General features: G+C 40.3%; 27 protein-coding genes and 1 riboswitch. Of the genes, 18 read left to right on the forward strand and 9 right to left on the reverse strand.

Features of this window, described 5'->3' with window-relative positions:
* Window positions 1-14 precede the first annotated feature (14 nt).
* The 4 genes from AC27I2_RS06890 (at window position 15) to rraB (ending at window position 4,691) form a co-directional block, all read left to right on the forward strand.
* Window positions 15-1,109: a PQQ-dependent sugar dehydrogenase gene (locus AC27I2_RS06890; protein ID WP_487203832.1), complete on the forward strand. Its 1,095-nt coding sequence runs from the start codon at window positions 15-17 to the stop codon at window positions 1,107-1,109.
* Between the two features lie 10 nt (window positions 1,110-1,119).
* A complete protein-coding gene (gene parC, locus AC27I2_RS06895) occupies window positions 1,120-3,417 on the forward strand; it encodes a DNA topoisomerase IV subunit A (protein ID WP_487203833.1) in 2,298 nt (765 codons plus the stop codon).
* A gap of 225 nt (window positions 3,418-3,642) precedes the next feature.
* Window positions 3,643-4,356, forward strand: a complete 714-nt coding sequence (locus AC27I2_RS06900; RefSeq protein ID WP_058552433.1) for a 1-acylglycerol-3-phosphate O-acyltransferase — start codon at window positions 3,643-3,645, stop codon at window positions 4,354-4,356.
* Window positions 4,356-4,691, forward strand: coding sequence for a ribonuclease E inhibitor RraB (gene rraB, locus AC27I2_RS06905; protein ID WP_058552432.1), 336 nt, complete (start codon window positions 4,356-4,358; stop codon window positions 4,689-4,691). The genes AC27I2_RS06900 and rraB overlap by 1 nt, the downstream gene beginning before the upstream one ends.
* A 217-nt stretch (window positions 4,692-4,908) precedes the next feature.
* Here rraB and AC27I2_RS06910 read toward each other — a convergent pair whose 3' ends face one another.
* Entirely contained in the window at window positions 4,909-5,880 is a 972-nt protein-coding gene (locus AC27I2_RS06910; protein ID WP_487203834.1) for a zinc transporter ZntB, read from the reverse strand.
* Between the two features lie 268 nt (window positions 5,881-6,148).
* Here AC27I2_RS06910 and AC27I2_RS06915 point away from each other — a divergent pair, with 268 nt between their 5' ends.
* From AC27I2_RS06915 to AC27I2_RS06925, 3 genes are all read left to right on the forward strand, one after another.
* A complete protein-coding gene (locus tag AC27I2_RS06915; RefSeq protein ID WP_058552430.1) occupies window positions 6,149-6,571 on the forward strand; it encodes an ATP-dependent zinc protease family protein in 423 nt (140 codons plus the stop codon).
* Between the two features lie 73 nt (window positions 6,572-6,644).
* Window positions 6,645-7,550 (forward strand): 30S ribosomal protein S6--L-glutamate ligase, encoded by a 906-nt coding sequence (rimK, locus tag AC27I2_RS06920; protein ID WP_058405848.1) that lies wholly within the window; start codon window positions 6,645-6,647, stop codon window positions 7,548-7,550.
* A complete protein-coding gene (locus AC27I2_RS06925; protein WP_058405849.1) occupies window positions 7,537-8,595 on the forward strand; it encodes a succinylglutamate desuccinylase/aspartoacylase family protein in 1,059 nt (352 codons plus the stop codon). The genes rimK and AC27I2_RS06925 overlap by 14 nt, the downstream gene beginning before the upstream one ends.
* Window positions 8,596-8,658: 63 nt before the next feature.
* Here the strand turns inward: AC27I2_RS06925 and AC27I2_RS06930 are convergent, their stop codons facing one another.
* The 4 genes from AC27I2_RS06930 to recQ all read right to left on the reverse strand — a co-directional run bounded on the left by AC27I2_RS06930 (window position 8,659) and on the right by recQ (window position 13,372).
* Window positions 8,659-9,228: a mechanosensitive ion channel domain-containing protein gene (locus AC27I2_RS06930; RefSeq protein ID WP_487203835.1), complete on the reverse strand. Its 570-nt coding sequence runs from the start codon at window positions 9,226-9,228 to the stop codon at window positions 8,659-8,661.
* Window positions 9,229-9,348: 120 nt separating this feature from the next.
* A complete protein-coding gene (locus AC27I2_RS06935) occupies window positions 9,349-11,058 on the reverse strand; it encodes a BamA/TamA family outer membrane protein (protein WP_487203836.1) in 1,710 nt (569 codons plus the stop codon).
* 198 nt (window positions 11,059-11,256) lie between these two features.
* Window positions 11,257-11,541 (reverse strand): DUF3630 family protein, encoded by a 285-nt coding sequence (locus tag AC27I2_RS06940; RefSeq protein WP_008128966.1) that lies wholly within the window; start codon window positions 11,539-11,541, stop codon window positions 11,257-11,259.
* 7 nt (window positions 11,542-11,548) lie between these two features.
* On the reverse strand, window positions 11,549-13,372 hold the full coding sequence (gene recQ / locus AC27I2_RS06945; protein WP_058405853.1) for a DNA helicase RecQ: 1,824 nt from the start codon (window positions 13,370-13,372) through the stop codon (window positions 11,549-11,551).
* Window positions 13,373-13,479: 107 nt separating this feature from the next.
* On the opposite strand from recQ, the gene AC27I2_RS06950 reads away from it, so the two are divergent.
* Both AC27I2_RS06950 and rarD read left to right on the forward strand, forming a co-directional pair.
* Window positions 13,480-13,935: a thioesterase family protein gene (locus AC27I2_RS06950; protein WP_201020880.1), complete on the forward strand. Its 456-nt coding sequence runs from the start codon at window positions 13,480-13,482 to the stop codon at window positions 13,933-13,935.
* A gap of 51 nt (window positions 13,936-13,986) precedes the next feature.
* Window positions 13,987-14,907: an EamA family transporter RarD gene (gene rarD, locus AC27I2_RS06955; RefSeq protein WP_487203837.1), complete on the forward strand. Its 921-nt coding sequence runs from the start codon at window positions 13,987-13,989 to the stop codon at window positions 14,905-14,907.
* An 8-nt stretch (window positions 14,908-14,915) separates the two neighbouring features.
* On the opposite strand, the gene AC27I2_RS06960 is transcribed toward rarD, so the two are convergent.
* The gene (locus tag AC27I2_RS06960) at window positions 14,916-16,151 is read right to left on the reverse strand and encodes a GGDEF domain-containing response regulator (RefSeq protein ID WP_487203838.1); all 1,236 of its coding nucleotides are present in this window, start codon (window positions 16,149-16,151) and stop codon (window positions 14,916-14,918) included.
* Window positions 16,152-16,236: 85 nt separating this feature from the next.
* Window positions 16,237-16,611, reverse strand: a complete 375-nt coding sequence (locus AC27I2_RS06965; RefSeq protein ID WP_006793159.1) for a MaoP family protein — start codon at window positions 16,609-16,611, stop codon at window positions 16,237-16,239.
* Window positions 16,612-16,703: 92 nt separating this feature from the next.
* Here AC27I2_RS06965 and AC27I2_RS06970 point away from each other — a divergent pair, with 92 nt between their 5' ends.
* From AC27I2_RS06970 to ung, 8 genes are all read left to right on the forward strand, one after another.
* Window positions 16,704-17,558, forward strand: a complete 855-nt coding sequence (locus AC27I2_RS06970; RefSeq protein ID WP_487203839.1) for a LysR family transcriptional regulator — start codon at window positions 16,704-16,706, stop codon at window positions 17,556-17,558.
* A gap of 185 nt (window positions 17,559-17,743) precedes the next feature.
* Window positions 17,744-18,673 carry a porin gene (locus AC27I2_RS06975; RefSeq protein WP_058405857.1) on the forward strand — a complete coding sequence of 310 codons (930 nt, stop codon included), beginning with the start codon at window positions 17,744-17,746 and terminating at the stop codon, window positions 18,671-18,673.
* 47 nt (window positions 18,674-18,720) lie between these two features.
* Window positions 18,721-18,859: riboswitch (cobalamin riboswitch) on the forward strand.
* 76 nt (window positions 18,860-18,935) lie between these two features.
* Window positions 18,936-19,736, forward strand: coding sequence for an ABC transporter ATP-binding protein (locus AC27I2_RS06980; protein WP_487203840.1), 801 nt, complete (start codon window positions 18,936-18,938; stop codon window positions 19,734-19,736).
* 1 nt (window position 19,737) lies between these two features.
* Window positions 19,738-20,742: a FecCD family ABC transporter permease gene (locus tag AC27I2_RS06985; protein WP_058405894.1), complete on the forward strand. Its 1,005-nt coding sequence runs from the start codon at window positions 19,738-19,740 to the stop codon at window positions 20,740-20,742.
* 2 nt (window positions 20,743-20,744) lie between these two features.
* Complete coding sequence (locus tag AC27I2_RS06990; RefSeq protein WP_487203841.1) at window positions 20,745-22,226, forward strand: cobyric acid synthase; 1,482 nt, start codon at window positions 20,745-20,747, stop codon at window positions 22,224-22,226.
* Window positions 22,219-22,818, forward strand: coding sequence for a cob(I)yrinic acid a,c-diamide adenosyltransferase (gene cobO, locus AC27I2_RS06995; protein WP_058405860.1), 600 nt, complete (start codon window positions 22,219-22,221; stop codon window positions 22,816-22,818). The genes AC27I2_RS06990 and cobO overlap by 8 nt, the downstream gene beginning before the upstream one ends.
* Window positions 22,818-23,681, forward strand: a complete 864-nt coding sequence (locus tag AC27I2_RS07000) for a cobalamin-binding protein (protein ID WP_487203842.1) — start codon at window positions 22,818-22,820, stop codon at window positions 23,679-23,681. Before cobO ends, AC27I2_RS07000 begins: the two co-directional genes overlap by 1 nt.
* Window positions 23,681-24,343, forward strand: coding sequence for a uracil-DNA glycosylase (gene ung, locus AC27I2_RS07005; protein ID WP_058405862.1), 663 nt, complete (start codon window positions 23,681-23,683; stop codon window positions 24,341-24,343). The genes AC27I2_RS07000 and ung overlap by 1 nt, the downstream gene beginning before the upstream one ends.
* A gap of 69 nt (window positions 24,344-24,412) precedes the next feature.
* Here the strand turns inward: ung and AC27I2_RS07010 are convergent, their stop codons facing one another.
* Window positions 24,413-24,601, reverse strand: coding sequence for a DUF3545 family protein (locus AC27I2_RS07010; protein ID WP_006793150.1), 189 nt, complete (start codon window positions 24,599-24,601; stop codon window positions 24,413-24,415).
* Window positions 24,602-24,897: 296 nt separating this feature from the next.
* A complete protein-coding gene (tal, locus tag AC27I2_RS07015) occupies window positions 24,898-25,848 on the reverse strand; it encodes a transaldolase (protein ID WP_058405863.1) in 951 nt (316 codons plus the stop codon).
* A gap of 221 nt (window positions 25,849-26,069) precedes the next feature.
* On the opposite strand from tal, the gene yaaA reads away from it, so the two are divergent.
* The gene (gene yaaA, locus AC27I2_RS07020) at window positions 26,070-26,849 is read left to right on the forward strand and encodes a peroxide stress protein YaaA (RefSeq protein ID WP_487203843.1); all 780 of its coding nucleotides are present in this window, start codon (window positions 26,070-26,072) and stop codon (window positions 26,847-26,849) included.
* Window positions 26,850-26,904: the final 55 nt, after the last annotated feature.

Consider the following 26,904-nt stretch of genomic DNA (forward strand, 5'->3'; position numbering starts at 1 on the left):
ATTAGGAGATACAAATGAATAAATTACTAGCAAGTGTATTGTTGCTGTGTATAACAAGTGCCCCTGTTATGGCTAAAAATATACTCGATAAGCTCACTGTAGCACCTGGTTTTGAACTTAGCTTATTTGCAGATGACGTTGAAAATGCGCGTCAAATTGCGGTATCTAAAAAAGGTATTGTTTATGCGGGCTCTCGTAAAGCGGGCAATGTGTATGCGTTAATAGATCATAATAGTGATGGTGTAGCAGACAAAAAAATTGTGGTAGCGAGTGGCTTAAACATGCCATCAGGGCTCGCAATTAAAGAGGGAGATTTATACGTTGCTGAGGTGCACCGTATAATTCGATTTAAAAATATTGATACCCAATTAAAAGATCCAAAATTTGATGTGATTTACAGTGCACTTCCATCAGAGCGCCACCATGGCTGGAAGTTTTTACGCTTTACACCCACAGGGGAATTACTCATTCCGGTTGGTGTGCCCTGTAACATTTGTGCTGAAGATGAGCGCTTCGGTCGTATTTTCTCACTTAATGTAGAAACCAAACAAATTAAAACTGTAGCGCAAGGTGTTCGCAATTCGGTTGGGTTTGATTTTCACCCAAGTACTCAGGCTTTGTGGTTTAGTGATAATGGCCGCGACATGATGGGCGATGATATTCCACCAGATGAAATAAACCGCGTTAGCACTGAAGGTGAGCATTTTGGTTTTCCTTATATTCACGCCGGTGCAATTGTTGATCCTGAATTTGGTGAAGGTAAAAATATTGCTGATTACACGTCTCCTGCGCTGGCACTCCCTGCCCATGTTGCCCCATTAGGTATTCATTTTTACAATGCAAAACAATTTCCAGCAAGCTATAAAGAGCAATTGTTTATTGCCGAGCACGGGTCGTGGAATCGTAGTAAAAAAGCAGGCTACAAAGTCGCTGTAGCAACCATAGAGCAAGGCCGTGTGACTAAATATACACCGTTTATTACCGGCTTTATGAAAGACGAAACAACATTTGGACGCCCAGTTGCATTTGCAGAGTTAGGTGACGGCAGTCTGTTAGTAAGTGACGATTACGCCAATGTAATCTACCGCGTAAGCTATAAGAAAAACTAGGTAAGCTTTAATGAGTGATACAGATACCTTGCTGATGCAAGGAATAGAGCAACAAACAATGGGGCGCTTTACTGAAGACGCCTATTTAAACTATTCCATGTACGTGATCATGGATCGTGCTTTACCTCATGTGGGTGATGGCTTAAAACCCGTGCAGCGTCGTATTATTTACGCGATGAGCGAATTAGGTTTATCGGCCGCTGCTAAATATAAAAAGTCAGCCCGTACCGTGGGTGACGTACTCGGTAAATATCACCCGCATGGAGATAGTGCCTGTTACGAAGCGATGGTATTAATGGCGCAACCGTTTTCGTATCGGTATCCACTTGTTGACGGCCAAGGAAACTGGGGGGCTGCTGATGATCCTAAATCATTTGCTGCAATGCGTTATACAGAAGCGCGTTTATCTAAATTTTCAGAAGTACTGCTAAAAGAGCTTGGCCAAGGCACCGTTGATTGGACGCCAAATTTTGATGGCACAATGGATGAGCCCTTAGTATTACCTTCGCGCTTACCGCATATTTTACTTAACGGCATTACCGGTATTGCTGTTGGTATGGCGACTGATATTCCGCCGCATAATGTGCGAGAAGTTGCCAGTGCATGTTGTTTATTACTCGATAAACCAAAAACAGAACTTGATGAATTATTAGAGCTAGTACATGCACCAGACTACCCAACCGATGCCGAAATAATTACCCCAAAAGCCGACATTCATAAAATATATAAAACCGGTCGAGGCTCAATTAAAATGCGTGCGGTGTATACCGAAGAGCAAGGCGATATAGTGATCACCGCGCTTCCGCATCAGTGTTCAGGCGGTAAAGTACTTGAGCAAATAGCAGCGCAAATGAACGCGAAAAAACTGCCTATGATTGCTGATTTACGTGACGAGTCAGATCACGAAAATCCAACACGTATAGTGATTATACCTCGCTCTAATCGTATTAAAGCTGAGCCATTAATGGCTCACCTGTTTGCGACCACCGATTTAGAGAAAAACTACCGTGTTAACTTAAACATGCTCGGGCTAGATGGCCGCCCGCAAGTCAAAGACCTGCGTAGTATTTTAAGTGAATGGCTCATGTTTAGGCGCGAAACTGTTCGTCGTCGTTTGCAGTATCGTTTAGATAAAGTACTTGCACGCTTACATATTTTAGAAGGCTTATTAGCAGCGTTCTTAAATATTGATGAAGTGATTGAGATTATCCGTAGTGAAGATAAGCCAAAGCCTATTTTAATGCAGCGCTTTGATTTAACCGATATACAAGCAGAAGCTATTTTAGAGTTAAAACTTCGCCATTTAGCTAAACTAGAAGAGTTTAAAATTCGTGGCGAGCAAGATGAGCTTGCCAAAGAGCGTGATAAGTTAGAACTAACACTTGGTTCAGATCGTCGTATGTCAACGCTGCTTAAAAAAGAAATTCAAGAAGCTGCAGAAATGTATGGTGACGATCGTCGCTCACCAGTTATTGAACGTAGCGAAGCTAAAGCCCTTAACGAAAAAGATTTAATACCATCAGAGTCAGTGACTGTTGTTCTTTCAGACAAAGGGTGGGCACGTGTCGGTAAAGGGCATGACTTGGATGCAGAATGCTTAAGTTATCGTTCGGGTGATGCCTATAGGGCTTCTGCGCGTGGTAAGAGTAATCAGCCCGCTGTATTTTTAGACTCAGCTGGGCGCGCGTTTGCTACTGACGCACATAGTTTACCGTCGGCACGTAGCCAAGGCGAGCCTATGACGGGGCGCTTTAACTTAACATCGGGTGCTAACTTTGAGCATGTTGTTATGGCTGAAGATAACCAAGTGCTGCTTATGGCGTCAGATGCCGGTTATGGTTTTATCACTGATTTTAAAGATCTTGTGAGTAAAAACAAAAACGGTAAAGCGTTAGTGAGTGTGCCTAAAGGCGGTATTTTACTACAGCCAATTAGAGTGAGCGATGTAGCTAGCGATTACTGTATGGCTATTTCTAATGAAGGGCGAATGCTTTTATTTCCACTGCGCGATTTACCTAAGCTAGGTAAAGGTAAAGGCAATAAAATTATTTCTATTCCTGGTGCAAAGGTACAGGCTCGAGAAGAGTTTGTGAAAGTACTGGCTGTTGTTCCGCTTGGAAGTAGCGTTACATTACATGCCGGCAAACGCAAGCTAACCCTTAAACCAACAGATTTAGAGCATTACCATGGAGAGCGAGGTCGTCGAGGTAACAAATTACCGCGAGGCTTGCAACGTGTTGATGAAGCCGTTGTTGAGTTAACACCTCAAGATGAAGAGCCTGTTGAAAGTGCAACAGATGAATCATAAACGTTGAGTTAAAGTATTACGGCCTGCAATTGCAGGCCGTTTTTGTTTATAGAACTCTATTTTTATCATCTTATTGTTTTGTGTTAGGCAATTAATTTTAGTATCGACTCTATTTCAGCGTACAGTTGTTCGCTATTGTCTCGTCTGTGTCACAAAATAACGCTATAATAGTGTCATAGTGCGTAATGACACGCGCACCGCACACAATTGATTTGGAGAACGAGTTTGTTAGCTGTAATACGTGTTTTTATTATGTTTATGTTTATATTATTGAGTTGTATTTTTGGTTTATTGCTTTCATTAGTTAGGCCCTTTCACCCAAATAATGTTCACATAATTGCAGGTTGGTTTGGTTCTATGGCCAAAATGATCGGTGTTAAATTAGTGCTTACACGCCATAAAGATGCTGAAAATATTGGCCCTGCAGTGTACGTTGCTAATCATCAAAATAGCTATGATTTATTTACAGTACCAGCAATGGTACCAAAAAACTGTGTAAGCCTTGGTAAAAAGAGCTTAAAGTGGATCCCATTTTTTGGTCAGCTTTATTGGCTGTCAGGTAATATTTTAATAGATAGAGCAAATCGTTCAAAAGCGGCTGGTACTATTTCAAAAGCAGCTGAAAAAATAAAGAAAAATGGTTTATCGGTTTGGGTTTTTGCTGAAGGTACTCGCAGCTATGGGCGCGGTTTATTGCCTTTTAAAACAGGTGCTTTTCATACCGCTATGAGCGCCGATGTGCCAGTGGTTCCCGTATGTATGAATACAACGCACAAAAGCATTAAGCTAAATCGTTGGGATAATGGTACAATTTACATCGAAATGTTAGCGCCTATATCACTTGATAAAAGTATAAGTGCGCGAGAGCACGCTCAAAACGTACATACTGTTATGGCTGCTAAAATAAACGAATTAGATGCTCAAGTGAGAGAGAAATAATGGAAAACTGGCGCGAAATAAGTGAAGACATCGTAAGTTCATTACTTGAAGATGGATCAGATCCTGAAATACTTTATGAAGTAGAACACCACTTTGTGTGTGAAGACTTCCCTAAGCTAGAGCAAGCTGCATTGGCTGCTTTTAAACTAGGTTACGATGTTGAAGAGCCAGCAGAGCTTGAGCTTGAAGATGGCAGCAAAATTTGGAGCTTCGACATAGTAGTAGAAGCTGAGCTAGACGTAGACGTCATTATGGAAGACGTTGATAAACTAGCAGCGCTTGCTATTGAGTGCGACGTTGAATACGACGGTTGGGGCACTTACTTTCAAGAGTAATTAATAGCTCTATACAAATATCAAAAAAGGCGAGCATTTAACAATGCGCGCCTTTTTAGTTTTTAATTGATTGCTATATCAGGTTCATATCAATACTTAATAAACTTGAAGGGCTAAATCTGGGAGGCCATGGTTTAAACTTATGTATTTAGAATAACTAAACATTTGCCCTGTCATGACATGATTTTTCAGCCTCAAGATAGATTACTTAATACTATTAGAGCCATTTTTTATTTTTAAAATACACGCCAATACCACCGGTAAGTATCACTAAAAACACAATAAATAGCGTAAATGCGTAAGGGTTGTCTGTACCAGGTATACCGCCTACGTTAACCCCAAGCAAACCAGTTAAAAAGCCTAAAGGTAAAAACAAGGCTGCCACCACTGACATCACATACATACGTTGGTTTAACTGCTCAGAAACATGGTTAGTTACTGTTTGTTGAATAATTTGTGCGCGCTCTATCGAGCTATCTAGCTCTTCAAGGTAGCGAATTAGTAGGTTAGTGGTTTCGTTTAGTTTTGCTTTATCGTCATCCAAAAGCCACTCATAATTACCGTTTACCATTGTAGTGAGCGCCTCTTTTTGAGGTTTTAAATAACGTTTTAGCGCAATAGTTTGGCGGCGTAACTGCGATAGCGCTTGGTTGTCAAAGCGCTTACTTGGCTCGTCAATTTCTTCTTCAAAGTCATCAAGTGTTTCATCTAAAGAATCAATAACACTTTGCATGCGTGAAGTCAGTTTTTGTGTAATAGCGCACACAAGTTCAGATATAGAGCACGGGCCTTTATTATCCTTTAATGAAGTGAGTACATCGTCAATAGATAAAAGGCGACGCTTACGAGAAGTGATGACTATATTTTCGTTAATAAATAAACGTACCGACACCATGTCTTCTGGGCTTTGCGCCGGATTTAAGTTTACACCGCGCAAAAACAGCAAGTGCCCATTTGTAGACTGAGTAATACGTGGGCGTGTTTCATCAGCTATAAACGATTCTAATTCGTAATCGGTTAAAAGCTCACAGTGTTTGAGCCAGTTCACAACATCGGTTTGGCTATAATCCATATGGACCCATAACTTACCTTGCTGAGGTTGCCAGTTGTGAAGATCTTCGCTGCTTTGTATAGCGCGAGCACCGCCTTTTTCATCAAGCACTAGGGCGTGAAGCAAACCGTTAATCATAATAATGTCTCATAATAGTGTAATTTTAATACTATAAACTATAGTGTATCTAACTGACCAAAACATATTTACTTTTAATAAGTTAAGATACTTTTTAAATTATTGGTCTAGCCTAAATACTGGCTTAATTATATTGCAGCAATACGTGCATTGTGAGACTAATAGGCATTAAAGATCAATCAAATTGATTCATCGGTAAGATAAATTTATTTTGTTGGTCTTTTTATTTCTATAGCGTATAAACCTCTTTTTTACTAAGGGCACATTTATGACGACAAAAATAACAATAGGTTGGCGTGAGTGGTTAAGTTTACCTGAGCTTGGTATTGAGCGGATCAAGGCTAAAGTTGACACCGGAGCACGTACTTCATGTATTCATGCTATTAACATTGAAGAATACGAAGTTGATGGCGAAAAGTGGGTTAAATTTATAGCTCAACCATTACAAGATGACGAAGAGACTCAGATTACTTGTAATGCTAAAGTGAAAAAAATGAAATACGTAACCAGTTCTAGTGGTGAAAAGCAATTGCGTTATTTTATAGAAACAACATTACACGCGGGTGAACATAGCTGGCCTATTGAAGTCACCCTCACAAGCCGCGCAACCATGAAGTTTAGAATGTTGCTAGGTCGAACAGCCATGGAGAATCGTGTCGTTGTTGACACGGCATTATCTCATTTATTATAAAAAGTATTGGGCTTATGCTGCAAAAAGCAGCCATTAAGCACCAATGCTGTAAAATTTAGTTAAGGTTTTAACTATGAAAATCGGTATTTTATCTCGTAACAGAAAGTTATATTCAACACGTCGCTTAATCGAGGCTGCAGAGGCTCGTGGGCACGAAGTGAAAGTAATAGACGCACTTCGCTCTTACATGAATATAAACTCTGAACAGCCAGAAATTCACTATCGTGGTGAAAATTTAAAAGATTTTGATGCAATTGTGCCGCGTATTGGCGCATCAGTCACCTTTTACGGCTGTGCAGTTTTACGCCAATTTGAAATGATGGGGGTATACCCAGTAAACGAATCTGTGGCTATTTCTCGTTCGCGCGATAAATTGCGCTCATTGCAGTTATTGTCACGCAAGGGCGTAGGCATGCCTGTTACAGGTTTTGCGAGTAAACCAGATGATGTAAAAGATTTGTTAGAAATGGTTGGTGGTGCACCGGTTGTTATTAAATTACTCGAAGGTACACAAGGGATTGGTGTTGTACTGGCTGAAACGCGTAAAGCTGCAGAGAGTGTAATTGAAGCATTTATGGGCTTAAAAGCTAATATTATGGTTCAGGAATACATTAAAGAAGCGGGTGGTGCGGATATTCGCTGTTTTGTATTAGGTGATAAAGTAATTGCAGCAATGAAGCGTCAAGCGCAAGAAGGTGAGTTCCGTTCAAACCTTCACCGTGGTGGTAGCGCAACGTTAGTACGTATTACGCCTGAAGAGCGTAAAACAGCAGTTGCTGCTGCTAAAGCGATGGGATTAAACGTAGCAGGTGTGGATTTACTTCGTTCATCTCGTGGGCCTTTAGTGATGGAAGTTAACTCATCACCAGGTCTCGAAGGTATTGAAATAGCAACTGGTAAAGATATTGCAGGTATGGTGATTGATTTCATCGAAAAGAATGCCTCAAGTAAAGGAACCGCAACTCGTGGCAAAGGTTAAAATTAACCGCCCTTTCACTTTATTAGGTGAAAGTATTGGTGTTGGTGAACGTAAAACGTTAGCTTTAGAAGCTGCAAAGCTTTACACCCACTCACCCCTTAATATACCTATAGAGGTTGTTAATGGCGTAATGGAAGGCCCTGTACTGATGGTATGTGCCGCTATCCATGGCGATGAGCTAAATGGGGTAGAAGTTGTTCGTCAATTACTGGCTAAAATAGATCCAAACCAGCTACGTGGCACGCTTATCGCTGTGCCAATTGTGAATGTGTTTGGCTTTATTCATAAGTCGCGCTATTTACCAGACCGTCGCGATATGAACCGAAGTTTCCCTGGTTCTGAAAGAGGGTCGCTAGCGGGTCGTATGGCGTATATGTTTTTCAATCAAGTAGCGGTGCATTGCACGCATATTATTGATTTACATACAGGGGCTATTCACCGAACAAACTTGCCACAAATACGTGCAAATTTGGCGGATGAGGCTACTGCGCAGATGGCCAAAGCCTTTGGTACACCTGCGGTGATTGATGCCTCGCTACGCAATGGTTCACTAAGAAGTGAAGCGGCTAATTTAGGCATACCGGTTATTACTTATGAAGCGGGTGAGGCACTGCGTTTTGACCCAATTGCAATAGCCGCCGGCGTGCAAGGGGTTGACTATGTAATGCGCCATTTAAAAATGATGCGCGGCAAACGCCCTAAAAAACTACCAGAGCCTGTTATTGCAAGCTCTACAAGCTGGGTACGTGCTGAAGTAGATGGCATTGTACGTGCTCAAGTGTCGCTGGGTGAGCGCGTAACAAAAGGGCAAATACTTGCTTATATAAGTAGCCCGCTTGGTGACTCTGAACTTGAGTTACTAGCACCTCGAAGTGGTATTGTAATTGGTCAGCAAACTATGCCATTGGTTAATGAAGGTGATGCAGTTTTTCATATTGCTTATTTTGCTCATGCTAATAGCTTGGTTGAGCAGCAATTAGAAACATTTATTGATGAAATTAATGATTTAGATGAAGAACTAAAAACTGCAGAGTTAAATAACTAACCCTTTAGCAGCTATTAAAAAGCCGTTTTAGTTACTAAAACGGCTTTTTTTATGCAAAATTTATTATTTTTTAGGGCCTATAATCCGCTTAATTACCGGCGCTTTTGATTGTTTAGGCTCTGCGTTTAAAACGAGTACAGGGCGCGTAACAAATAAATTATTTGGGTAAATTACGCGGTGCCCATCAATATGTTCAAGTACAACATTCATTAAGCCCATCTCGACAATTCTACCTTCAACATGATTTGCGCCGTCAATAATACGTACCCAAAAACCAACGCGGCAGTCGTTTTGGATAAACATTAATAAAAATGCGGTCAGATTGCTCAGTAATGACCATGCTGCAAATAGCGCGACACCTAACATTGCAAAGAGTGACGAGCCCAGAACCAGTAGCCCTCGTAGCTCAATACCCCAAAATACTAACACTAAACATAACATGACAAAGGCGAGAATAATTTTAAGTAGTAACTCTGCGCGGTATTTACGATGTAAATCTACTTTACCTTTAATGGCTTGCTCAAGTAACTTTTTAGTTAGTTTTAATAGCACTGGAAAAAGTAACAAGGCAATAACGGTCACGATGAGTTTATATTGATCGGTGAGTAATTCTAAAACATCTAAAAATTCCAAAATAGCGCCTTTTACAGTTATGTGGTAGTTAAAAGTAGTAAATATAGCAACACGTTAGGTTGAATTTCAACTAGCTTAAAGGCCTTAGTTTAGCGTGTTATTTTGGCGCTAAGTAGCAATTTAAAACGATTTTTTTACACTGACAAGCCACTGCACAGAGTCGACATCGTCAGCGCTATCTATGGGAGCGGCTATATCAAGATGGATCATAGTGCCTGCATTTGCTCTACTCGGCGCTAGGCGCAAACCAACGCCCACATTTTTGAGTACATGATTATTTTCGTCGTTTGTTTGGTTATTAAACCATGCTCTACCAATATCTATAAAGCCCGCGCCACCTACTTTAAATAGTTGTAGTAAATCGTACTCCCAGTAGTAGCGTTTTTCTAGGCTCACTAAAAAGCTACGGTCGCCATGTTGGTAATCCATAGGGTAACCACGCAGGCCTGTTTCGCCACCTAAGGTAAGCTGTTGGTCGGCAGTTAGGTTTTTTGCGTATTGCACGCGGCCTTTTACATACCAAGATTGATCAACACTTGTATTTAGATAATATTGTACTTGCGATGTCGCTTTAAAGTTTTCGAGTTGCTTTTGTTCTTCGTTCCAAAATCCCTCTAAATCCGTGCTAAAACGCCAAAGCGTATTATCGCCAGAAAAATGGGCTGTTTTCACATTAAGCGAATAAACAAGGCGGCTATCATCGTTACTCAACGATTCATCTGAATAACCCAGCAGTGCTTTTGCATTCCAACCTAGGTTTAAATCTTCAGTGCGATAAATGCTGTCAAAATTACGCACCTTAATAAAATTATCCTCAAACCAATGACCACTAATATAGGGATAACTGTAGCTTCTATCTTTAGCTAAAGGCTCAAATGTGGTTTGAATGGCACTGAATGTATGCTGCTCATCTACATAACCTAAGCTAATTCGCTGAGTCCAGCTATTACTAAGTGCTTTAGAGTGGCCGATAAAAATGCGATTTAGATCAGTTGTTTGATCAAACTCACTGATCTCTTTTCCTCGTCGGTATAGTGATTCTTCTCGTTGTTCTGAATAACTTAAAATACCGTAACTGTAAGGTGTGTCTATGGCATAAAATGGATAAGTAAGCTCAAGTAAATGACGCTTACCATCGCTGTTATCGGCATACTCTATGCGACCACGGTAGCGGCTAGAAAAAATATTAGGATCGTCGTAAACAAATAAGTAACCACTGCGGTCGCTGTCGGTTGTGCGAGAAAAAGACAATCTTTTTCCCCAGCCAAACAAGTTTGATTCTCTAAAACCAATACTCGATTTATTTTCTCCACCGCTGCGGCTAAAGTTTATTTCTGGCAAGAGCGTCCATAAATCACGGGTAATTACTTTAACATCTATATCGCCATCACAGTTTTCTGTTGCGCTAATTTGTGCGTCGTAAAGGTAGTTTTCTTTTCGCAGCAAGCGCTCCGATTCAGAAAGTTTTTTAGCATCGTAAAGATCGCCAGAGTTAAAAAGCAGTAGGTTTTTGATTACTTCAGGTTCAGTTTGAATGTGCGCGCGGTTAGCAAATCTAAACAGTGCGTTATTTTCTTCTTCCAACGCAGTATTAAATACATTGAGTTGTTCTAGCGTAATAGTGGCAATTCTAGCATTTGGTTTTGTAGCAACCAGTAGCGTTTCATCGCTGAGTTGGCGACGTAATTTTTCTTCACTCAAATGTATTGATGATTCAAGCGGGCAGGTACCTGTGTTTGTAGGAAATGGCTCTGCATAAGCATTAGACATTAATAGACACAGAACAATAACCCCAACACAACAGGGTGAAAACCACGTATTACTGATCATTTAACCCCTTATTTACTGCGTAGTAAACTACACCCGTAATATTAGCTTACATCATTGTTATTTAAATGTAAGTAAAAAGCATAGGGGTTAAAAAATAATTAATTTAGTTTATTAAAAACTATTTGTTTAAAAGAGCCGTTTAGGTGTTAACTATTGCCCGATTATAAAAACAGTTTATTCATCCATCGCTAAATCGGGTTAATTTAAATAAAAAGCCAACGCGGCTAATAAATGTTCTGCTTCAGGCCCTTCGCCGTTAATCCAAATACTTTGACTGTAATGCTCGTAATTTAAATTAAATGTTTGTTGGCTATAAGAAAAGCGCACCTGATGCCTATCGGCTCCCGCCGAATACTCGCTAATAGCGATATCGTCCGAATGTAGGAATAATGTACTCCACAGCTCAAAGTCTTCATCGTGAGGTGGCTCTGTCGGGGTAATGATGATGCATTGGTGTGTGTGGTCGTAATCTATTTTGCTCATATTATGCTTATTGTGTGGCTAAGTAGTTGCGAATTGCTGTTAAAAAAGCACCGCCATATTTATTTAATTTGGTAAAACCAACCCCCGACACTTTTAAAAATTCACTGTCGTTAGTAGGCATGAGCTGCGCCATTTCGGCTAACGTTTTATCGTTAAATACCACATACGGTGGCACATCGTCGGCATCGGCTAGCTCTTTGCGTAATGAACGCAAGCGAGCGAATAGTTTTTTATCGTAATTAAATTGTGCGAGCTTATCTTGGTATACGTGTTTTGCTTGTAATCGAGGCTCAGCTAATTGCAGTGCATATTCGCTTTTTAATATAGCGCGGGCGGCTTCGGTTAATCGCAACGAAGCGCCTTGCGTTATATCTTGGCTTAGTAACCCTTGGTGAATGAGTTGGCGTAAAATACTCAGCCAAAACTCACTACTTCTGTCTTTACCAATACCATAGGTGCTCAACTGGTGATGATTGTTATCGCGAATACGACTCGTGTTGGCACCGCGTAATAGTTCTACAATGTACCCTAAACCAAATCGCTGCTCAGCTCTGTATACACACGAAAGTGCTTGCTGGGCAACAAGCGTTCCGTCAAAGCTTTTAGGTGGATTTAAGCAAATATCGCAGTTACCACATTGTTCTCGTTGGTATTCACTAAAGTAGTTAAGCAGTATCTGACGACGACACGTTTGCGCCTCAGCAAAGCTTGCCATAGCATTAAAGCGTTGCTCTTCTACTCTTCGACGTTGTTCATCGTCAATGTCTTCAAAAAATCGCCTTACACGGCCTATATCGGCAGGATCAAAGTACATGATTGCTTCTGCGGCTAAGCCGTCGCGTCCTGCTCTGCCTGTTTCTTGATAGTACGCTTCTATGCTTTTAGGTATGTCGTAATGCAGTACAAAGCGTACATTGGGTTTGTTTATACCCATACCAAAAGCCACAGTAGCAACGACTATTTGGATATCATCACGGGCAAACCCTGTTTGCACAAACTGGCGTTGTTCATTGCTCATCCCTGCATGGTAAGCGGCTGCATTAAGGCCTGCATCGGCCAGCTTTTCTGCTATGTCGTCAACACGCTTTCGACTAGTGCAATAAATAATGCCACTTTGGTTTTTTTGTTCTTTTAGGTAGCGCAACAGTTGCACCATAGGTTTAAATTTCTCTTCTATGGTGTAACGAATATTAGGTCTGTCGAAACTGCCAGTGTGAATGTAAGGCTGCTGAAGTTTTAACTGTTCAACAATATCAAAGCGTGTGGCTTTATCTGCGGTGGCGGTCAGGGCCATCATAGGCACGTGAGCAAAACGCTGCTTAAGTTCGTTTAAGCGAAAATAATGCGGCCTAAAATCATGCCCCCAATGCGACACACAATGCGCTTCGTCAATGGCAAATAAGCTTATTTTTAAATGCGATAATCGCTCTAAAAAGTCACGTTGTAATACTTTCTCTGGGGCTACATATAATAGTTTAATAAGCCCTTGGTGAAGTTGCTGATAAACTGACTGCTGTTCTTCGCGTGCTAGGCTGTTATTCACATAAGCCGCTTTTACACCTAAAGCTTGAAGCTGCGCAACTTGATCTTGCATAAGTGAAATAAGTGGTGAGATAACAATAGTAACCCCTTCAAGAACTAATGCCGGAATTTGATAACACACAGATTTCCCGCCACCAGTGGGTAGCAAAACAAGTGTGTCCTGACCATTTAAAGCGGCATCAATAACGGCTTTTTGGCCATCTCGAAATTCGCTGTAACCAAACACTTGTTTGAGGACAGTCTCGGGTTTTCGCACTAACGTGCTTGAAGGAAGCGTAGATGTATTCATTGGCGAGTATTTTAGTGTTTTTTTTATAAGATGTCTTTAGCTTTACGCTCGTAGTTTTACACAAGGTATGTTTTACTCGTTTTACCTATTAATTTCAGAGAATAATAATGAATAAAGAAATGTTAATTGAACAAGTGGGTGCGCTATTTGTAAATGGCATGCCGTTTAATCAATTTTTAAATATATCGGTAGAATCACTTAGCCCAGAACAAGCTAAAATTACATTTCCCTGGCAGGATGTTTTTATAGGTAACCCAGCTCAAAAAATTCTTCATGGTGGGATTATTTCAGCCGTACTTGATAACGTAGGCGGCATGCTTGCAGCGGCCAGTGTGATAGACAAGCTAACCGATTTAGAGATGAACAGTGTGCAAAAAAAATTAGCAACACTTGGCACTATTGATTTACGCACTGATTATTTGCGCCCAGGAAAAGGGGATGTGTTTACCGCCAGTGCCACGCTTATTCGTTCAGGTAATAAAGTGTGCGTGTGCAGAATGGAATTACATAACGAGCAATCAGTGCAAATAGCTTTTGGAACAGGCACGTATTTAGTTGGATAAAATCTGTTAGGCGAGTAAACTGGCGACCTTTTAAATCACTAAGTGTTTACTATGCCAATTGTTACCGAGCAGCGTAAAGGCGCAATTTTTGCTTGTCTTGCTTTTGTTATGTGGGGTCTTGCCCCCATTTATTTCAAGTTAATCCAACATGTGACCGCATTTGAAATCTTAATGCATCGTGTGGTGTGGTCAGTCGTATTTTTAATTTTAGTGGTGAGTGTTTTAAAGTACTGGCGTAAAATTAAGCACATTATAATACAGCCTAAGCTGATGCTAATGTTAGTTATTACCTCTGGCTTACTTGGTTTTAACTGGGGTTTATTTATATGGGCGATTAACAATAACCATATGCTTGATGCAAGTTTAGGTTATTACATAAATCCGCTTTTAAATGTTTTGTTAGGCATGATTTTTTTAGGTGAGCGCCTCCGTAAATTTCAAGGGTTCGCTGTTGGGTTGGCATTCTCTGGGGTGATACTTCAATTAGTAAGCTTTGGCTCGTTTCCTGTGGTGGCGTTTTCACTTGCTATATCGTTTGCACTGTATGGCCTATTACGAAAAAAGCTGCCTGTTGAGGCGTTACCCGGTATATTACTCGAGGCATTAATATTATTGCCAGTAGCACTGGTTTACTGGTGGATGATGACACCTTCTGCTACATCAAGTTTGCCTAATAACGATTGGCTTACCAACTTATTACTTATAAGCGCAGGCATTGTTACCACACTACCGCTGCTTTGCTTTACAGGGGCGGCTAAACGCCTGCAATATACAACCCTTGGCTTTTTCCAATACATTGGGCCTAGTTTAATGTTTATACTTGCTGTGGTGTTTTACGATGAGGTATTTGATACTGAAAGGCTTATTACCTTTGCGTGTATTTGGAGTGCACTGGCTATTTTTAGTTGGGATTCTTACCATCAATCACGTAAGCGTAAAAAAGCGGCCATTACAGCCGCCGAAATTGCTTAAATTTTAGTTTAACTGACTACCTTATTTCGGCCGGATTCTTTCGCCTTGTAAAGTTTTTGGTCGGCCTGTTTTAATAACGTATCCATTTGATAAACAGGCCCTGTAGAAAAGCCTATTGAAATGGTCAGTTTTATCTTCTCTTTACTAAATTCTTGGCTGTTATTTTCTACAAAATACCTAAACCCTTCGAGTCGTTTGAGCGCTTCTTGCGGGGTTTCATCTGCAAAATAAACAGCAAATTCTTCGCCACCTAAACGCGCAACTAAATATTTTTTAAAGTATTTTTTAAGGCAGATAGCCAGCCCTTTTAAAACCTGGTCGCCTGCATCATGGCCATAAGTGTCGTTAATAGATTTAAAGTGATCTATATCAATCATGGCCAGTGCGCCGTTTACCTTTTTGAGACTAAGCTCTTTAAGAGAGTTATTTGCTTGCTCAAAGAAATAACGACGATTAGGGAGGTCAGTTAGGTAATCTGTGTTGGCTTGGCGTTTTATTGTCGCTATTTGTTCAAGCATGCCAACGTTTTGGCTTAGCCTGCAATAAAACTCTTCGTTATTAAACGGTTTATGCAGGTAATCGTTTGCACCATTTTTTAGGAATAAGCTTGATAGCTCAGATGAATCAGCACCAGAAATACCAATAATTGCCTTTTCATCGTTACTGTAAATTCTGCGAATTTCGCTACACAACTCATCGCCGTTCATATTGGGCATTTCGTTGTCGGTAATGATCACTGAGATATCGGGTGAGTTAGCAAGAACTTCTAGTGCTTTTTTTCCATCCTCAGCTTCAGATACTTGATATTTGTGACGTAACAATAAGCTCACAACATAGTGGCGGGTAGATATAGAGTCATCAACAACTAATACTTTTACATTTTCATTGCGAGGTAAACGTTTTAACTGTTTTTCAAGATATTGATAGGCCTGTTTATTTTCTTTTATTATATAGTCAATAATAGGGTACTTTTCTACCATGTTACGCGTTTTTTTATCTATATTTCCCGTCATAACAATGGTAGGAATTTCAGCGTCTACAGTGCAGGGAATCGCTTCACCCATTGGTGCGTCAGGCAAAATAAAATCAACAACCGCACAAAAATAATCGTTTTGGCTAATCAATACTTTTGTTTGTGCTAACGTTTCTGCTACATCTACCTCGTAGCCTACCTTTAGCGCTATGTGTTTTTGCACAAGCGCTATAGCAGGTGTATCTTCAACTATTAATATCTTTCGCTTCACGGAACACCTAAATTATATTATGCAAAAATGCTGCTTAATACATGTTGTAACCGTAAAAGCGCCAAAAAGCAAATTGGTTACGTGTTTATAAGCTGTCAGATTCTGAATAACTTTCATGATTTATTGGCGCAGGGCTCGATATTTTAGAGCGCCCAAACAAGGTATGAAACTTCGTTTTACACGTTGTAAGCTTTAGGTATTTTAGCCATGCTCGCTCAATCGGATTAGTTGGTTCTTGTGAGCCAGTTACTACGGCTACAAAATTTTCTTGGTGCTCATTTTGTGGTTCAATCGTCTTACTATATAAACCTTTTAAAACAATGCCATGTTGTTCTAGTATACTGGCTTCTAATAAGGTGAAATTTCCGCTGCGGCTAAAACCACGTGGAAAATTTTGATCATCATAAAATTGACGTTGGCTAACAAATGCTTGGCGTAGTAATGAAATGTTAATGCTCATAGCTATATCCTCATACCCTTATTAATTATTTGGAGTATGATGCAAGTTTGGCAGTTTTTTAAACAAGTTATTTTTATCGTGAGGATAAAAAAGTGGATATCGATTTATTAAAAACATTTGTTGAAGTAGTGCGCACGCGTCATTTCGGTAAAGCCGCAGAAAACCTATATATAACGCAGTCGGCGGTAAGCTTTCGTATTCGCCAATTAGAGCAAGGACTTGGCGTTAATTTATTTATTCGCCAGCGCAATAATATTCAATTAACGGCGCCTGGTGAGCGGTTATTACCTCACGCGCAAATGATCATAACCGGTATGCAGCGGGCGAAGGTAGATGTGGCCCTTGCCGACAACATGCATAAACAAATTAGCTTAGCGGGCACCCCTAATATCTGGGATGCTTTTTTACAGTTTGGCATTACTAATATCGTGTCGGCTATGCCGGGGGTATCTTTGGTGGCTGAAGTTAAAGCCCAACAAGAAAGTACGCGATTATTGCTTGAGCGCACGCTTGATTTAGCCATTTTATTCGATCCACCAAAAGTAGATGAGTTAGTTGTTGAGCGTATTTGTGAGCTACCTATTATTCCTGTGAGTGGGTATGACACGGCAACAAACGAGAATTTTTTTGATAATCAGTACGTGTATGTTGACTGGGGGACGACATTTTCGCTTTGGCATGCACGCCAGTTTACCGGTAAAACCCCTCCTTACTTTAGAACAAGCACCGGCCGAATTGCACTCGATTTAATTTTGCAATGTGGTGGCAGTGCATTTATTCCTCATGTTTTAGTAGAGCATCATTTAGAAAATGGTGAATTATTTCATGTAAAAAACGTAGAAAATACGTCAAGAGATATATTTGTAGCCTACCATAGAGATAACGAGCAAAAGGAACTAATAGAAACACTAATAAATTTACTTCCTACTATTGAGCCTAACGCTTAAACGTTGGAGGTTAAGTGGGTACATATTTGCTTGATTAGTGTTCGTGTCCTTTTGATTTCAAAAATAATGCAGTTTTATTAACTTTAAAAGTCAAAAATATTTCATTTGTAATATTTCTGTCATTTAGTGGTGACAAACTGCAGTCGTTTTAAAAATTAGTCTTTTGTGATTATCGAGGAAATAACATGAAATTTGTAAAATCGAGCTTATGTGTCGCTTTGCTAAGTGGTTTATCTTTTAATGTACTTGCAGACGTGGATGTTTACGGTAAAGCAAATGTAACTGTGCAGTCTACAGATGACGGTGAAGGGTCGTTTACTGAAATTAAAAGTAACGCATCTCGCTTTGGTCTTAAAGGTTCTGAAAAAATTACCGATGGCTTAGAAGCAGTTTATAAGTTTGAGTTTCAAGTTGATGTAACTGATGCAGACTCAAAAGGCGACGACGATAATATTTCTGCGCGTAACCAATACGTTGGTGTTAAAGGCTCATTTGGTCAGGTAGTAGTGGGTCGTAACGACACGGCGTTTAAACAAGCGCAAGGTAAACTCGATTTATTTAATGACCTTGAAGGCGATATTAAAAACGTATTCAAAGGTGAAAACCGTTTAGGTGATTCAATTTCTTATGCGTCAAACTCATACGAAGGCTTTAAAGTACTTGCTACTTTTATTGCTGAAGATGATGTAGATGCAGATAACGGTTATTCAATGGCTGTAACATACGGTGATTCAGCGCTTAAAAAGAGTGCAATTTATGCCTCAATTGCAGCTGACAGCGAAGTAAACGGTTATGATGTAGTGCGCGCATCAATCCAGGGTAAAGTTGAAGACTTTAAACTAGGTGCTATGTACCAAACTCAAGAAAAAGTAGACGGTTCAGCTGAAGGTGACGGTTACTTATTAAATGCGGCATACAGCATGGGTAAAAATACATTTAAGGTTCAGTATCAGGCAATGGACTTTGACGATAGCGATGATAAAACAGCTATTTCGGTTGGTGTTGATCACAAGCTTAACAAAAACATTAAAGTATTTGGCTTTTACTCAAGCTTTGATATGGACAACAACGTAGACCAAGATTACTTAGGTTTAGGTATGGAATATAAGTTTTAACGATTAGTTAAAACACTCCCTTTTTAACCGCGCTGTTATTAGCGCGGTTTTTTTTGCTTTAAATTATTTACTTACCCGCCCATAATAGAGCTTCATTTGGAATGAGGTGCAATTCCTCAACTGTTCCCGCAACTGTAATTAGCACTTTGCTTTAAGTCAGATACAAATCAATTTTTAATGAGCGGGCCTACTCATGCTAATTTTAATGTACTCCTTTTCGGTAGTTGCATTACAAGTGGGTACTCGTGTCTAGGACAGAGTATTGCAAACTAAAGCACCATTATTAAACGTTCAAAACCTTTCGTGGGGAATAGCAAATAAATCTATTCTCAAACATATTAATGTGCAAATACCCGCAGGTAAATTTGTTGGCTTAATAGGGCCCAATGGTGCAGGTAAATCGAGTTTACTGCGTTGTTTATATCGTTTTAATAAGCCAAGCGAAGGGGTTGTAGAGTTTAATAACCGAGATATTTGGCAGCTCAAAAGTGACGAATATGCAAAGTGCGTTGCTGTTGTTTTGCAAGAAGCACCATCGCATTTTAACTTGTCGTTATTTGATGTTGTGGCGCTTGGCCTCACTCCTCATAAATCGTTATTTAGCTCTACATCGCAAAGCGAAAAAACACAGATCACTCAAGCTATAAAAACGGTAGGGCTTGAGCAGCACACCAATCAAAATTTTGAATCGCTCTCTGGAGGAGAAAAACAACGCGCACTCATTGCACGTGCTATTGTTCAGCAACCTCAACTGTTAATAATGGATGAACCCACTAGCCACCTTGATGTTAAGTACCAAATACAGGTGATGGAATTGGCAAAGTCTCTAGGTGTTACGGTGTTTGCTTCATTTCATGATCTTAATTTAGCCGCGGCTCTTTGCGATGAGCTCGTAGTCATTAAAAACGGAGAAATAACGCATACCGGTTCGCCCGCAGAAGTACTCACTGAGCACATGCTTGATGATGTATTTGGTGTATGCGCACAGATAAATAGCCACCCACAAGAATCTCAGCTTGGCAAAAGCACACCTCATATTACTTATTTTTATGGTTATAAATAACATGCTGGCCTCTCGATTTCGCCATTCTGCGGCGCTATTTATGTTTATTGTCATTGCTACAGTAAGTCTGTTTTTAGCTTTGAGCTTTGGCGCAACAGATACGTCAATAAACGATGTATTTAACAGTCTTGTGCATTTTAATGATTCGTCACTGACCAGCCGTATTATTTTTGAATTAAGAGTGCCGCGCACATTATTGGCGTTTTTGGCCGGTGCAGGTTTAGCTATTGCGGGGCTAATTTTACAAACAGTGACACGTAACCCATTAGCCGATCCCTATTTATTTGGTATATCGTCAGGTGCTTCGTTTGGTGTAGTTATCCTTATGGCATTTGTGGGTATTAGCGCGGGCGTTGCCCTTTCTGCGGCGGCGCTACTAGGTAGTTTATTAGCAATGAGCTTGCTTATATTAATAGCCACAAGGCAACAAGGTGGGCAGGTTGAATCGATGTTGTTAGCTGGTGTTGCACTCTCATTTTTATTTAGTGCATTTACTAGTTTGTTACTTTATTGGAGTGAGCCGCAAGCCGTTGCCGCTATTTTATTTTGGACCTTGGGTAGTTTTGCACGTGCGCAGTGGGCAACTCTATGGATACCATTTTTAGTGATTACATTGTGTACCTGCGTAATGATTAGCTTTAGGCGCCAACTTAATGCCATGTTATTAGGTGATGAAAGTGCCATAACTCTTGGTGTTAAAGTGAAACGATTTAGGTTACTGATGCTAATTTTAAGCTCATTAATAACCGCTGTGCTGGTGGCAATGTGTGGTGGTATTGGTTTTGTTGGGTTAATGGTGCCACACATTGTGCGCTTTTTTATCTCGCAGGGAACCGTCGCAGGGCTATTAATAACAAGCTTAGCAGGAGGCACATTTATGGTATGGGTCGATGTACTGTCACGTTCTTTACTACAAAATCAAGAGCTGCCTGTTGGGGTGATCACGGCCGCTGTGGGAAGTGCGTTTTTCTTAAGTTTACTCTTTTTTAGAAAATCGAAGGTATAGCCATGAAAACGCTTATGATACAAGGCACGACCTCTGATGCAGGAAAAAGCACCCTGGTGGCTGCGCTTTGTCGAGTATTTGCAAATCAAGGTATAAAAGTCGCACCGTTTAAACCACAAAATATGGCACTTAATAGCGCAGTGACAAACGACGGTGGCGAAATTGGCCGAGCACAAGCTTTGCAAGCTATTGCTGCTAGAGTCGAGCCCGAAACTGACTTTAATCCCATATTACTTAAACCCAATAGCGACACTGGCGCGCAAGTTATTATTCATGGTAAAGCGATTAGCAACATGGAAGCGGGTAAATACCACGATTATAAAAAAGTCGCTATGGATGCCGTCATTACATCACACGAGCGTTTAGCAAAACGGTTTGAGTTGTTATTGGTGGAAGGTGCGGGAAGCCCCGCTGAGATAAATTTGCGTGAAAACGACATCGCTAACATGGGCTACGCTGAAAAAGTAGACTGCCCGGTGATCATCATTGCCGATATAGATAAAGGTGGTGTATTTGCTCATTTAGTGGGGACATTGGCATTACTTAGCGAGTCAGAGCAATCACGTGTAAAAGGGTTTGTAATTAACCGTTTTAGAGGAGATATAAGTTTACTGCAAGGAGGGCTTGATTGGTTAGAGAACTATACAAATAAGCCTGTTTTAGGTGTACTGCCATACCTCCACGATTTGACTCTCGACGCGGAGGACGCTGTTGCAATAGGCAATAACGTCACCCATGCAACTATCAATATTGCAATATTATTAGTGCCACATATTAGTAACCATACCGATTTTGACGCACTGCGTTTACACCCAAATATTAATGTTAACTATGTACGCTATACGCAGGTAATTCCTGATGTTGATCTTATTATTTTACCAGGCAGTAAAAACGTACTTGGCGATTTAACTTTCTTAAAAAATGAAGGGTGGGATAGGCAAATAAAACGCCACTTACGCTATGGGGGTAAAGTGCTTGGAGTTTGTGGTGGCATGCAAATGCTGGGTAATATTATCCACGATCCAGAGGGGGTTGAGTCGTCATTAAAAAGGGTGAATGGGTTGGCTTTATGTGATTTTGAAACCACACTGAGCACGCAAAAAGTACTCTCTAAATTATCAGCGACGATGCAGTTAAATGATTTACAAACACCGTGTAGCGGCTACGAAATACATGCAGGTATTAGCAAAGGGGCCGCGCTTAATAAGCCATTTTTAACTTTTAATGAGCATCCAAGTGGGTTTGAAACAGATGGTTTTATAAGTGACGATAACGCAATTGCGGGCACTTATTTACACGGTTTATTTGATGAGCCCAACGCCACTATGGAAATTTTAAAGTGGGTAAAACCAACTTTACAGCTTGACCCAATAAGTATTGATACACACCGCGAACAGCAGTTAGCGCGTTTAGCAACTATGTGCGAAACACATTTAGATATAGCGCAAATTATCTCGATTTATAAAGGACACAATAATGACTGAACAGACAAACGACAAGCATAAACAGCGCCAGCAAAAAGTAAAAGAACACGTAGATGCCCGTGTTGAAGCTGCGCAAGAGGTTAAAGGTATTTTTCAAGTCATTACTGGTAATGGGAAAGGTAAATCGACCTCTGGTTTTGGTGTGGTAGCACGCTGTGTAGGCCATGGTCAAAAAGCCGCTGTGTGTCAATTTATAAAAGGGACATGGGAATGTGGTGAGCGTAATTTATTACAAGGCGCAGGTGTTGAATTTGCTGTAATGAATACTGGTTTTACGTGGGATACACAAAATAAAGAGGCTGATACTTTAGCAGCGCAAGCAACATGGCAAGAAGCAAAGCGCATGCTTGCCGACAGCAGTATTAACTTAGTACTACTTGATGAGCTCACTTACATGGTGACTTATGGCTACATCGACTTAGACGAAGTAGTGAGCGCACTTAATAATCGCCCGGCTATGCAATCGGTTATTATCACAGGGCGCGCAGCGCACAGAACATTGACAGACCTTGCCGATACAGTGAGCGAAGTGCGCAATGTAAAACACGCATTCGATTCAGGTGTAAAAGCACTAGAAGGGTTTGATTACTAGTGATTAAATTGCTTTTTATAGGGTTAATGCTGTTTAGTTTACAGAGCAATGCAGTGGCGAAGTTAGAGCCTGAGCCTGAGCCTAAAAAACTACGTATAGTTGCACTTGCCCCACACATAGTTGAAAACCTATTTGCTATTGGTGCAGGTAGCAATATTGTGGGTACCGTTGACTATGCTGATTACCCACATGAAGCAAAAAATATAGCTCGCATTGGCGGGTACTATGGCATTTCTCTTGAGAAATTATTAGCTTTAAAACCTGATTTAGTGATTGCCTGGAAAAGCGGAAATCAACAGGAAGATATATCACAAATAGAGCGCTTGGGTATCAAAGTGCATTTAAGCAACCCTACAAGCATAGAAGGCGTGCAAACTGAACTACTCACTCTTGGTAAATTAACAGGGTACGAAAAGCAAAGCCAACAGGTTGCCAAAGTGTTTAAGCACAAGTTAACCGCTATTATAAAAAACCAGCAAGGGAAGCTGCCTATATCTGGTTTTTATCAGTTATGGGCCGAGCCAATGATGACCATCAGTGAAAGCACATGGATTGGTCAATTAGTAAGTACCTGTCATGTAAATAATGTATTTGCTAATAGCACGACCCAGTACCCACAAATCAGCATTGAAAATGTCATTGTTACTAAGCCTCAGGTGATTATTATTCCTGACGAAAAGTCTAATACCCCGCAGCCAAATGTTAATTGGAAGGCATGGCCAGAAGTGCCTGCGGTTAAAAATAATCAGTTTATTCGCGTTAACGCCGATTTACTTCACCGTTTTACACCGCGTATGCTAGATGGACTGGCGGATATGTGTGATAAAATAGACGCGTCACGAAAACAAATAAAGAGTATGTAATGAGCGACTGGGATACATTTTTACACAACGAGTTACAGCAACCTTATATGCAGAAAACCTTAAACGGAGTCGAAAACCGCCGAGCGCAAGGTGTTGCTGTTTATCCCCCTGAATCGCTCGTATTTAATGCATTTAATGTCACGCCTCTAAACGATATTCGTGTGGTCATTTTAGGGCAAGACCCTTACCACGGTGAAGGGCAAGCTCACGGGTTATGTTTTTCTGTTCTGCCAGAGGTAAAAAAATTACCACCCTCGCTTAAAAATATGTACAAAGAGCTGGCTACAGATATTGAGGGTTTTGTTATACCTGAACATGGTTACTTGCAAACCTGGGCTGACCAAGGCGTATTTTTACTAAATACTGTTTTAACGGTAGAGCAAGGACAAGCACATTCGCATAAACATTTAGGCTGGGAGCAATTTACCGATAATGTTATTGCTCATATTAACGCGAACTGTGATGGGGTTGTGTTTATTTTGTGGGGAGCGCATGCGCAAAAAAAAGGAAAAGGCATAGATAGCACTCGCCACTCTATTTTGAGTGGTCCGCATCCGTCGCCGCTGTCGGCTCATCGAGGCTTTTTTGGTTGTAAGCACTTTTCGCGAACTAACGAACTACTGTTAGCGCAAGGTAAAAAGCCCATAAATTGGCAGGTTTAGTTAAATAAGTTTGAACATTAAAAAAGCCCTCATAAATGAGGGCTTTTGTGTAATTGGTGGGTATAGAAATTAAAAATCTAGCTCATCAATTGCAATTGTGTCTGCAAAGTAATCAAATTCCTCTAATTCTTTACGTAGACGTTGTTTATCTTTTATTGCTTCTATTTCGCGCCATTTTCTTTTTTTGTTCTTCTGAGAGGTTTTTCTTTTTTCATCAGGACCTTCTAGTATCTCTAATATATCGTTTAGGCTATCCATGAACTTCTCCTATTGATTTTATTGACCTCAAGAGTACCTATACCACAGGCCTAGCTAAAATAGAATAAAAAAGTGACAGAGATGTTACAAAATTGTGATGGTTAAATGAAGGTTTATACCAGTAAAGTATTGTTTTTAAATATGAACACGTGAAATACAGTTTACGAAAAATTTAAGCCGATGAGAGTTATTTTTCTATAGATAAAAATGTGAGGGAGGTGGGTTTATTAGCCCACACTTTACAGACATAAAAAAACGCCGTAAATAATACGGCGCTTTTTTATTTTTTCAGCAAATTACATTGCCTTGAAGCGTTCTTCTAATTGCTCTTGTGCTTGTGCAAATGAACGAATACCTTCAGCTAGCTTTTCAGTGGCCATTGCGTCTTGGTTATGTAACCAACGGAATTGCGCTTCTGTAAGCGGCTCAGGTTTTGGCTCTTTAGGAATATCACTTTCTAGTAAATATTCTTGTGCGCCTTCAAGGTTACCTAAGTCTTCTAAAAGGTTAGGGCTAATAGTTAGCTTGTCACAACCTGTAAGAGCAATAATTTCACCCGTGTTACGGAAACTTGCACCCATAACCACTGTTTTGTAATCATGGCGTTTGTAAAACTCAAAAATGCTGCGTACTGATTGCACACCAGGATCTTGTAGTGGATCCGTTGGTTTTTCCATACCGTTGGCAACGTGCCAATCTAAAATACGGCCAACAAATGGCGAGATTAGAAATACATTTGCATCAGCACATGCACGGGCTTGGGCGTCGCTAAATAATAAAGTAAGGTTACATTTAGTCCCTTCTTTTTCTAACTGCTCAGCGGCTTTAATACCTTCCCATGTAGACGCAACTTTAATTAAAATTTTGTCTTTGCTTACACCTTCTTTTTCGTAAAGGCTAAGTAGAGTGTGTGCTTTAGCAATGGTTGCTTGAGTATCAAACGATAAACGGGCATCTACTTCTGTAGAAATATAACCTGGTACAATTTCACTAATTTCTTTACCAAGTAATACAGCAAAATAGTCACATGCAAGTTCTAGTTGTTTAGCTGGCTCTTGCTCGGTTTCTTTTGCATAGCTCCAAGCTTTATCTAGGTAAGGCTTATAAGCTTCAATCTCGCTCGCTTTTAATAAAAGCGACGGGTTTGTGGTTGCATCTTCTGGTTGATGCTTTTTGATCGCTTCAATATCGCCAGTGTCGGCTACGATAGATGAATGTTGTTTTAGCCTTTGTAGAGCTGAAGTCATTTGCTTTCCTCATTCCAAGCAAGTTAAAAGAATAATCTACCCTTAATATATAACATCCATACTGCAACAGTGTGACAATGCTTGATAGGTCTTATGTCCTTATCAATTAAAAAACGGCAATGTATGAATTTTTAAGGGAGGATTTATTTAAACAAAACGTGCTTTTCGTTTCATTTAATGTTGAAATTGACATTAAATAATTTACAAGTCAATAGCTAACTATGATCACTGTTATTTCACCTGCAAAAAATCTTGATTACGACACGCCACCGGCAACCGATAAGTTCACTCAGCCTGAATTACTCGAGCATAGCGAGGAACTCATGAAAGTATGCCGTGAACTAACACCTGCGCAAATTGGCAGTTTAATGAAAATTAGCGACAAGCTTTCAGGCCTTAACGCAGCGCGTTTTAGCGAATGGTCGCAACCTTTTACCTCTGATAACGCCAAGCAAGCCGCGCTTGCTTTTAATGGTGACGTATACGGTGGGTTAGAGGCGAGCACGTTAACTGCAAGTGACCTTGATTATGCGCAAAGCCATTTGCGTATATTATCTGGATTATATGGTTTATTAAAACCGCTTGATTTAATGCAAGCGTACCGACTAGAAATGGGCACTAAGCTTGAAAACTCGCGAGGTAAAAACCTGTATGAGTTTTGGGGCAGTATTATTGCTGACAAACTAAACGAAGTAATAAAAGCACAAGATGCACAATATCTCGTTAACCTAGCTTCAAACGAATACTTCAAAGCGGTAGATACAAAAGCGCTCAACGCGCAAATTATTACGCCGCACTTTAAAGACTGTAAAAATGGGCAATATAAGGTCATTAGTTTCTACGCTAAAAAAGCGCGTGGCATGATGGCGCGTTACATTATAGAAAACCAAGTAACGCAGTTAAGTGAGCTAAAAGAATTTACCGTTGCAGGTTATTACTTTAGCGCTGAGGCAACAACTAAAGAGTTAGAGCCTGTATTTATGCGCAACGAACAAAGCTAACGTGTTAAATACAGCTAAACATATATTTAAAAAGCCATGCAATGCATGGCTTTTT

Source organism: Pseudoalteromonas sp. NH0006-46 (assembly GCF_057547735.1).

Bases quoted from the DNA above. Each gene is read 5' to 3' on its own strand.
- AC27I2_RS06890 (WP_487203832.1), top strand. From the start codon at position 15: ATGAATAAATTACTAGCAAGTGTATTGTTGCTGTGTATAACAAGTGCC.
- AC27I2_RS06965 (WP_006793159.1), bottom strand. From the start codon at position 16,611: ATGAGCATTAACATTTCATTACTACGCCAAGCATTTGTTAGCCAACGT.
- AC27I2_RS06975 (WP_058405857.1), top strand. From the start codon at position 17,744: ATGAAATTTGTAAAATCGAGCTTATGTGTCGCTTTGCTAAGTGGTTTA.
- parC (WP_487203833.1), top strand. From the start codon at position 1,120: ATGAGTGATACAGATACCTTGCTGATGCAAGGAATAGAGCAACAAACA.
- AC27I2_RS07010 (WP_006793150.1), bottom strand. From the start codon at position 24,601: ATGGATAGCCTAAACGATATATTAGAGATACTAGAAGGTCCTGATGAA.
- AC27I2_RS06910 (WP_487203834.1), bottom strand. From the start codon at position 5,880: ATGATTAACGGTTTGCTTCACGCCCTAGTGCTTGATGAAAAAGGCGGT.
- AC27I2_RS06935 (WP_487203836.1), bottom strand. From the start codon at position 11,058: ATGATCAGTAATACGTGGTTTTCACCCTGTTGTGTTGGGGTTATTGTT.
- AC27I2_RS06990 (WP_487203841.1), top strand. From the start codon at position 20,745: ATGAAAACGCTTATGATACAAGGCACGACCTCTGATGCAGGAAAAAGC.
- AC27I2_RS06950 (WP_201020880.1), top strand. From the start codon at position 13,480: ATGAATAAAGAAATGTTAATTGAACAAGTGGGTGCGCTATTTGTAAAT.
- cobO (WP_058405860.1), top strand. From the start codon at position 22,219: ATGACTGAACAGACAAACGACAAGCATAAACAGCGCCAGCAAAAAGTA.
- rraB (WP_058552432.1), top strand. From the start codon at position 4,356: ATGGAAAACTGGCGCGAAATAAGTGAAGACATCGTAAGTTCATTACTT.
- AC27I2_RS06985 (WP_058405894.1), top strand. From the start codon at position 19,738: ATGCTGGCCTCTCGATTTCGCCATTCTGCGGCGCTATTTATGTTTATT.
- yaaA (WP_487203843.1), top strand. From the start codon at position 26,070: ATGATCACTGTTATTTCACCTGCAAAAAATCTTGATTACGACACGCCA.
- AC27I2_RS06940 (WP_008128966.1), bottom strand. From the start codon at position 11,541: ATGAGCAAAATAGATTACGACCACACACACCAATGCATCATCATTACC.
- tal (WP_058405863.1), bottom strand. From the start codon at position 25,848: ATGACTTCAGCTCTACAAAGGCTAAAACAACATTCATCTATCGTAGCC.
- recQ (WP_058405853.1), bottom strand. From the start codon at position 13,372: ATGAATACATCTACGCTTCCTTCAAGCACGTTAGTGCGAAAACCCGAG.
- rimK (WP_058405848.1), top strand. From the start codon at position 6,645: ATGAAAATCGGTATTTTATCTCGTAACAGAAAGTTATATTCAACACGT.
- ung (WP_058405862.1), top strand. From the start codon at position 23,681: ATGAGCGACTGGGATACATTTTTACACAACGAGTTACAGCAACCTTAT.
- rarD (WP_487203837.1), top strand. From the start codon at position 13,987: ATGCCAATTGTTACCGAGCAGCGTAAAGGCGCAATTTTTGCTTGTCTT.
- AC27I2_RS06915 (WP_058552430.1), top strand. From the start codon at position 6,149: ATGACGACAAAAATAACAATAGGTTGGCGTGAGTGGTTAAGTTTACCT.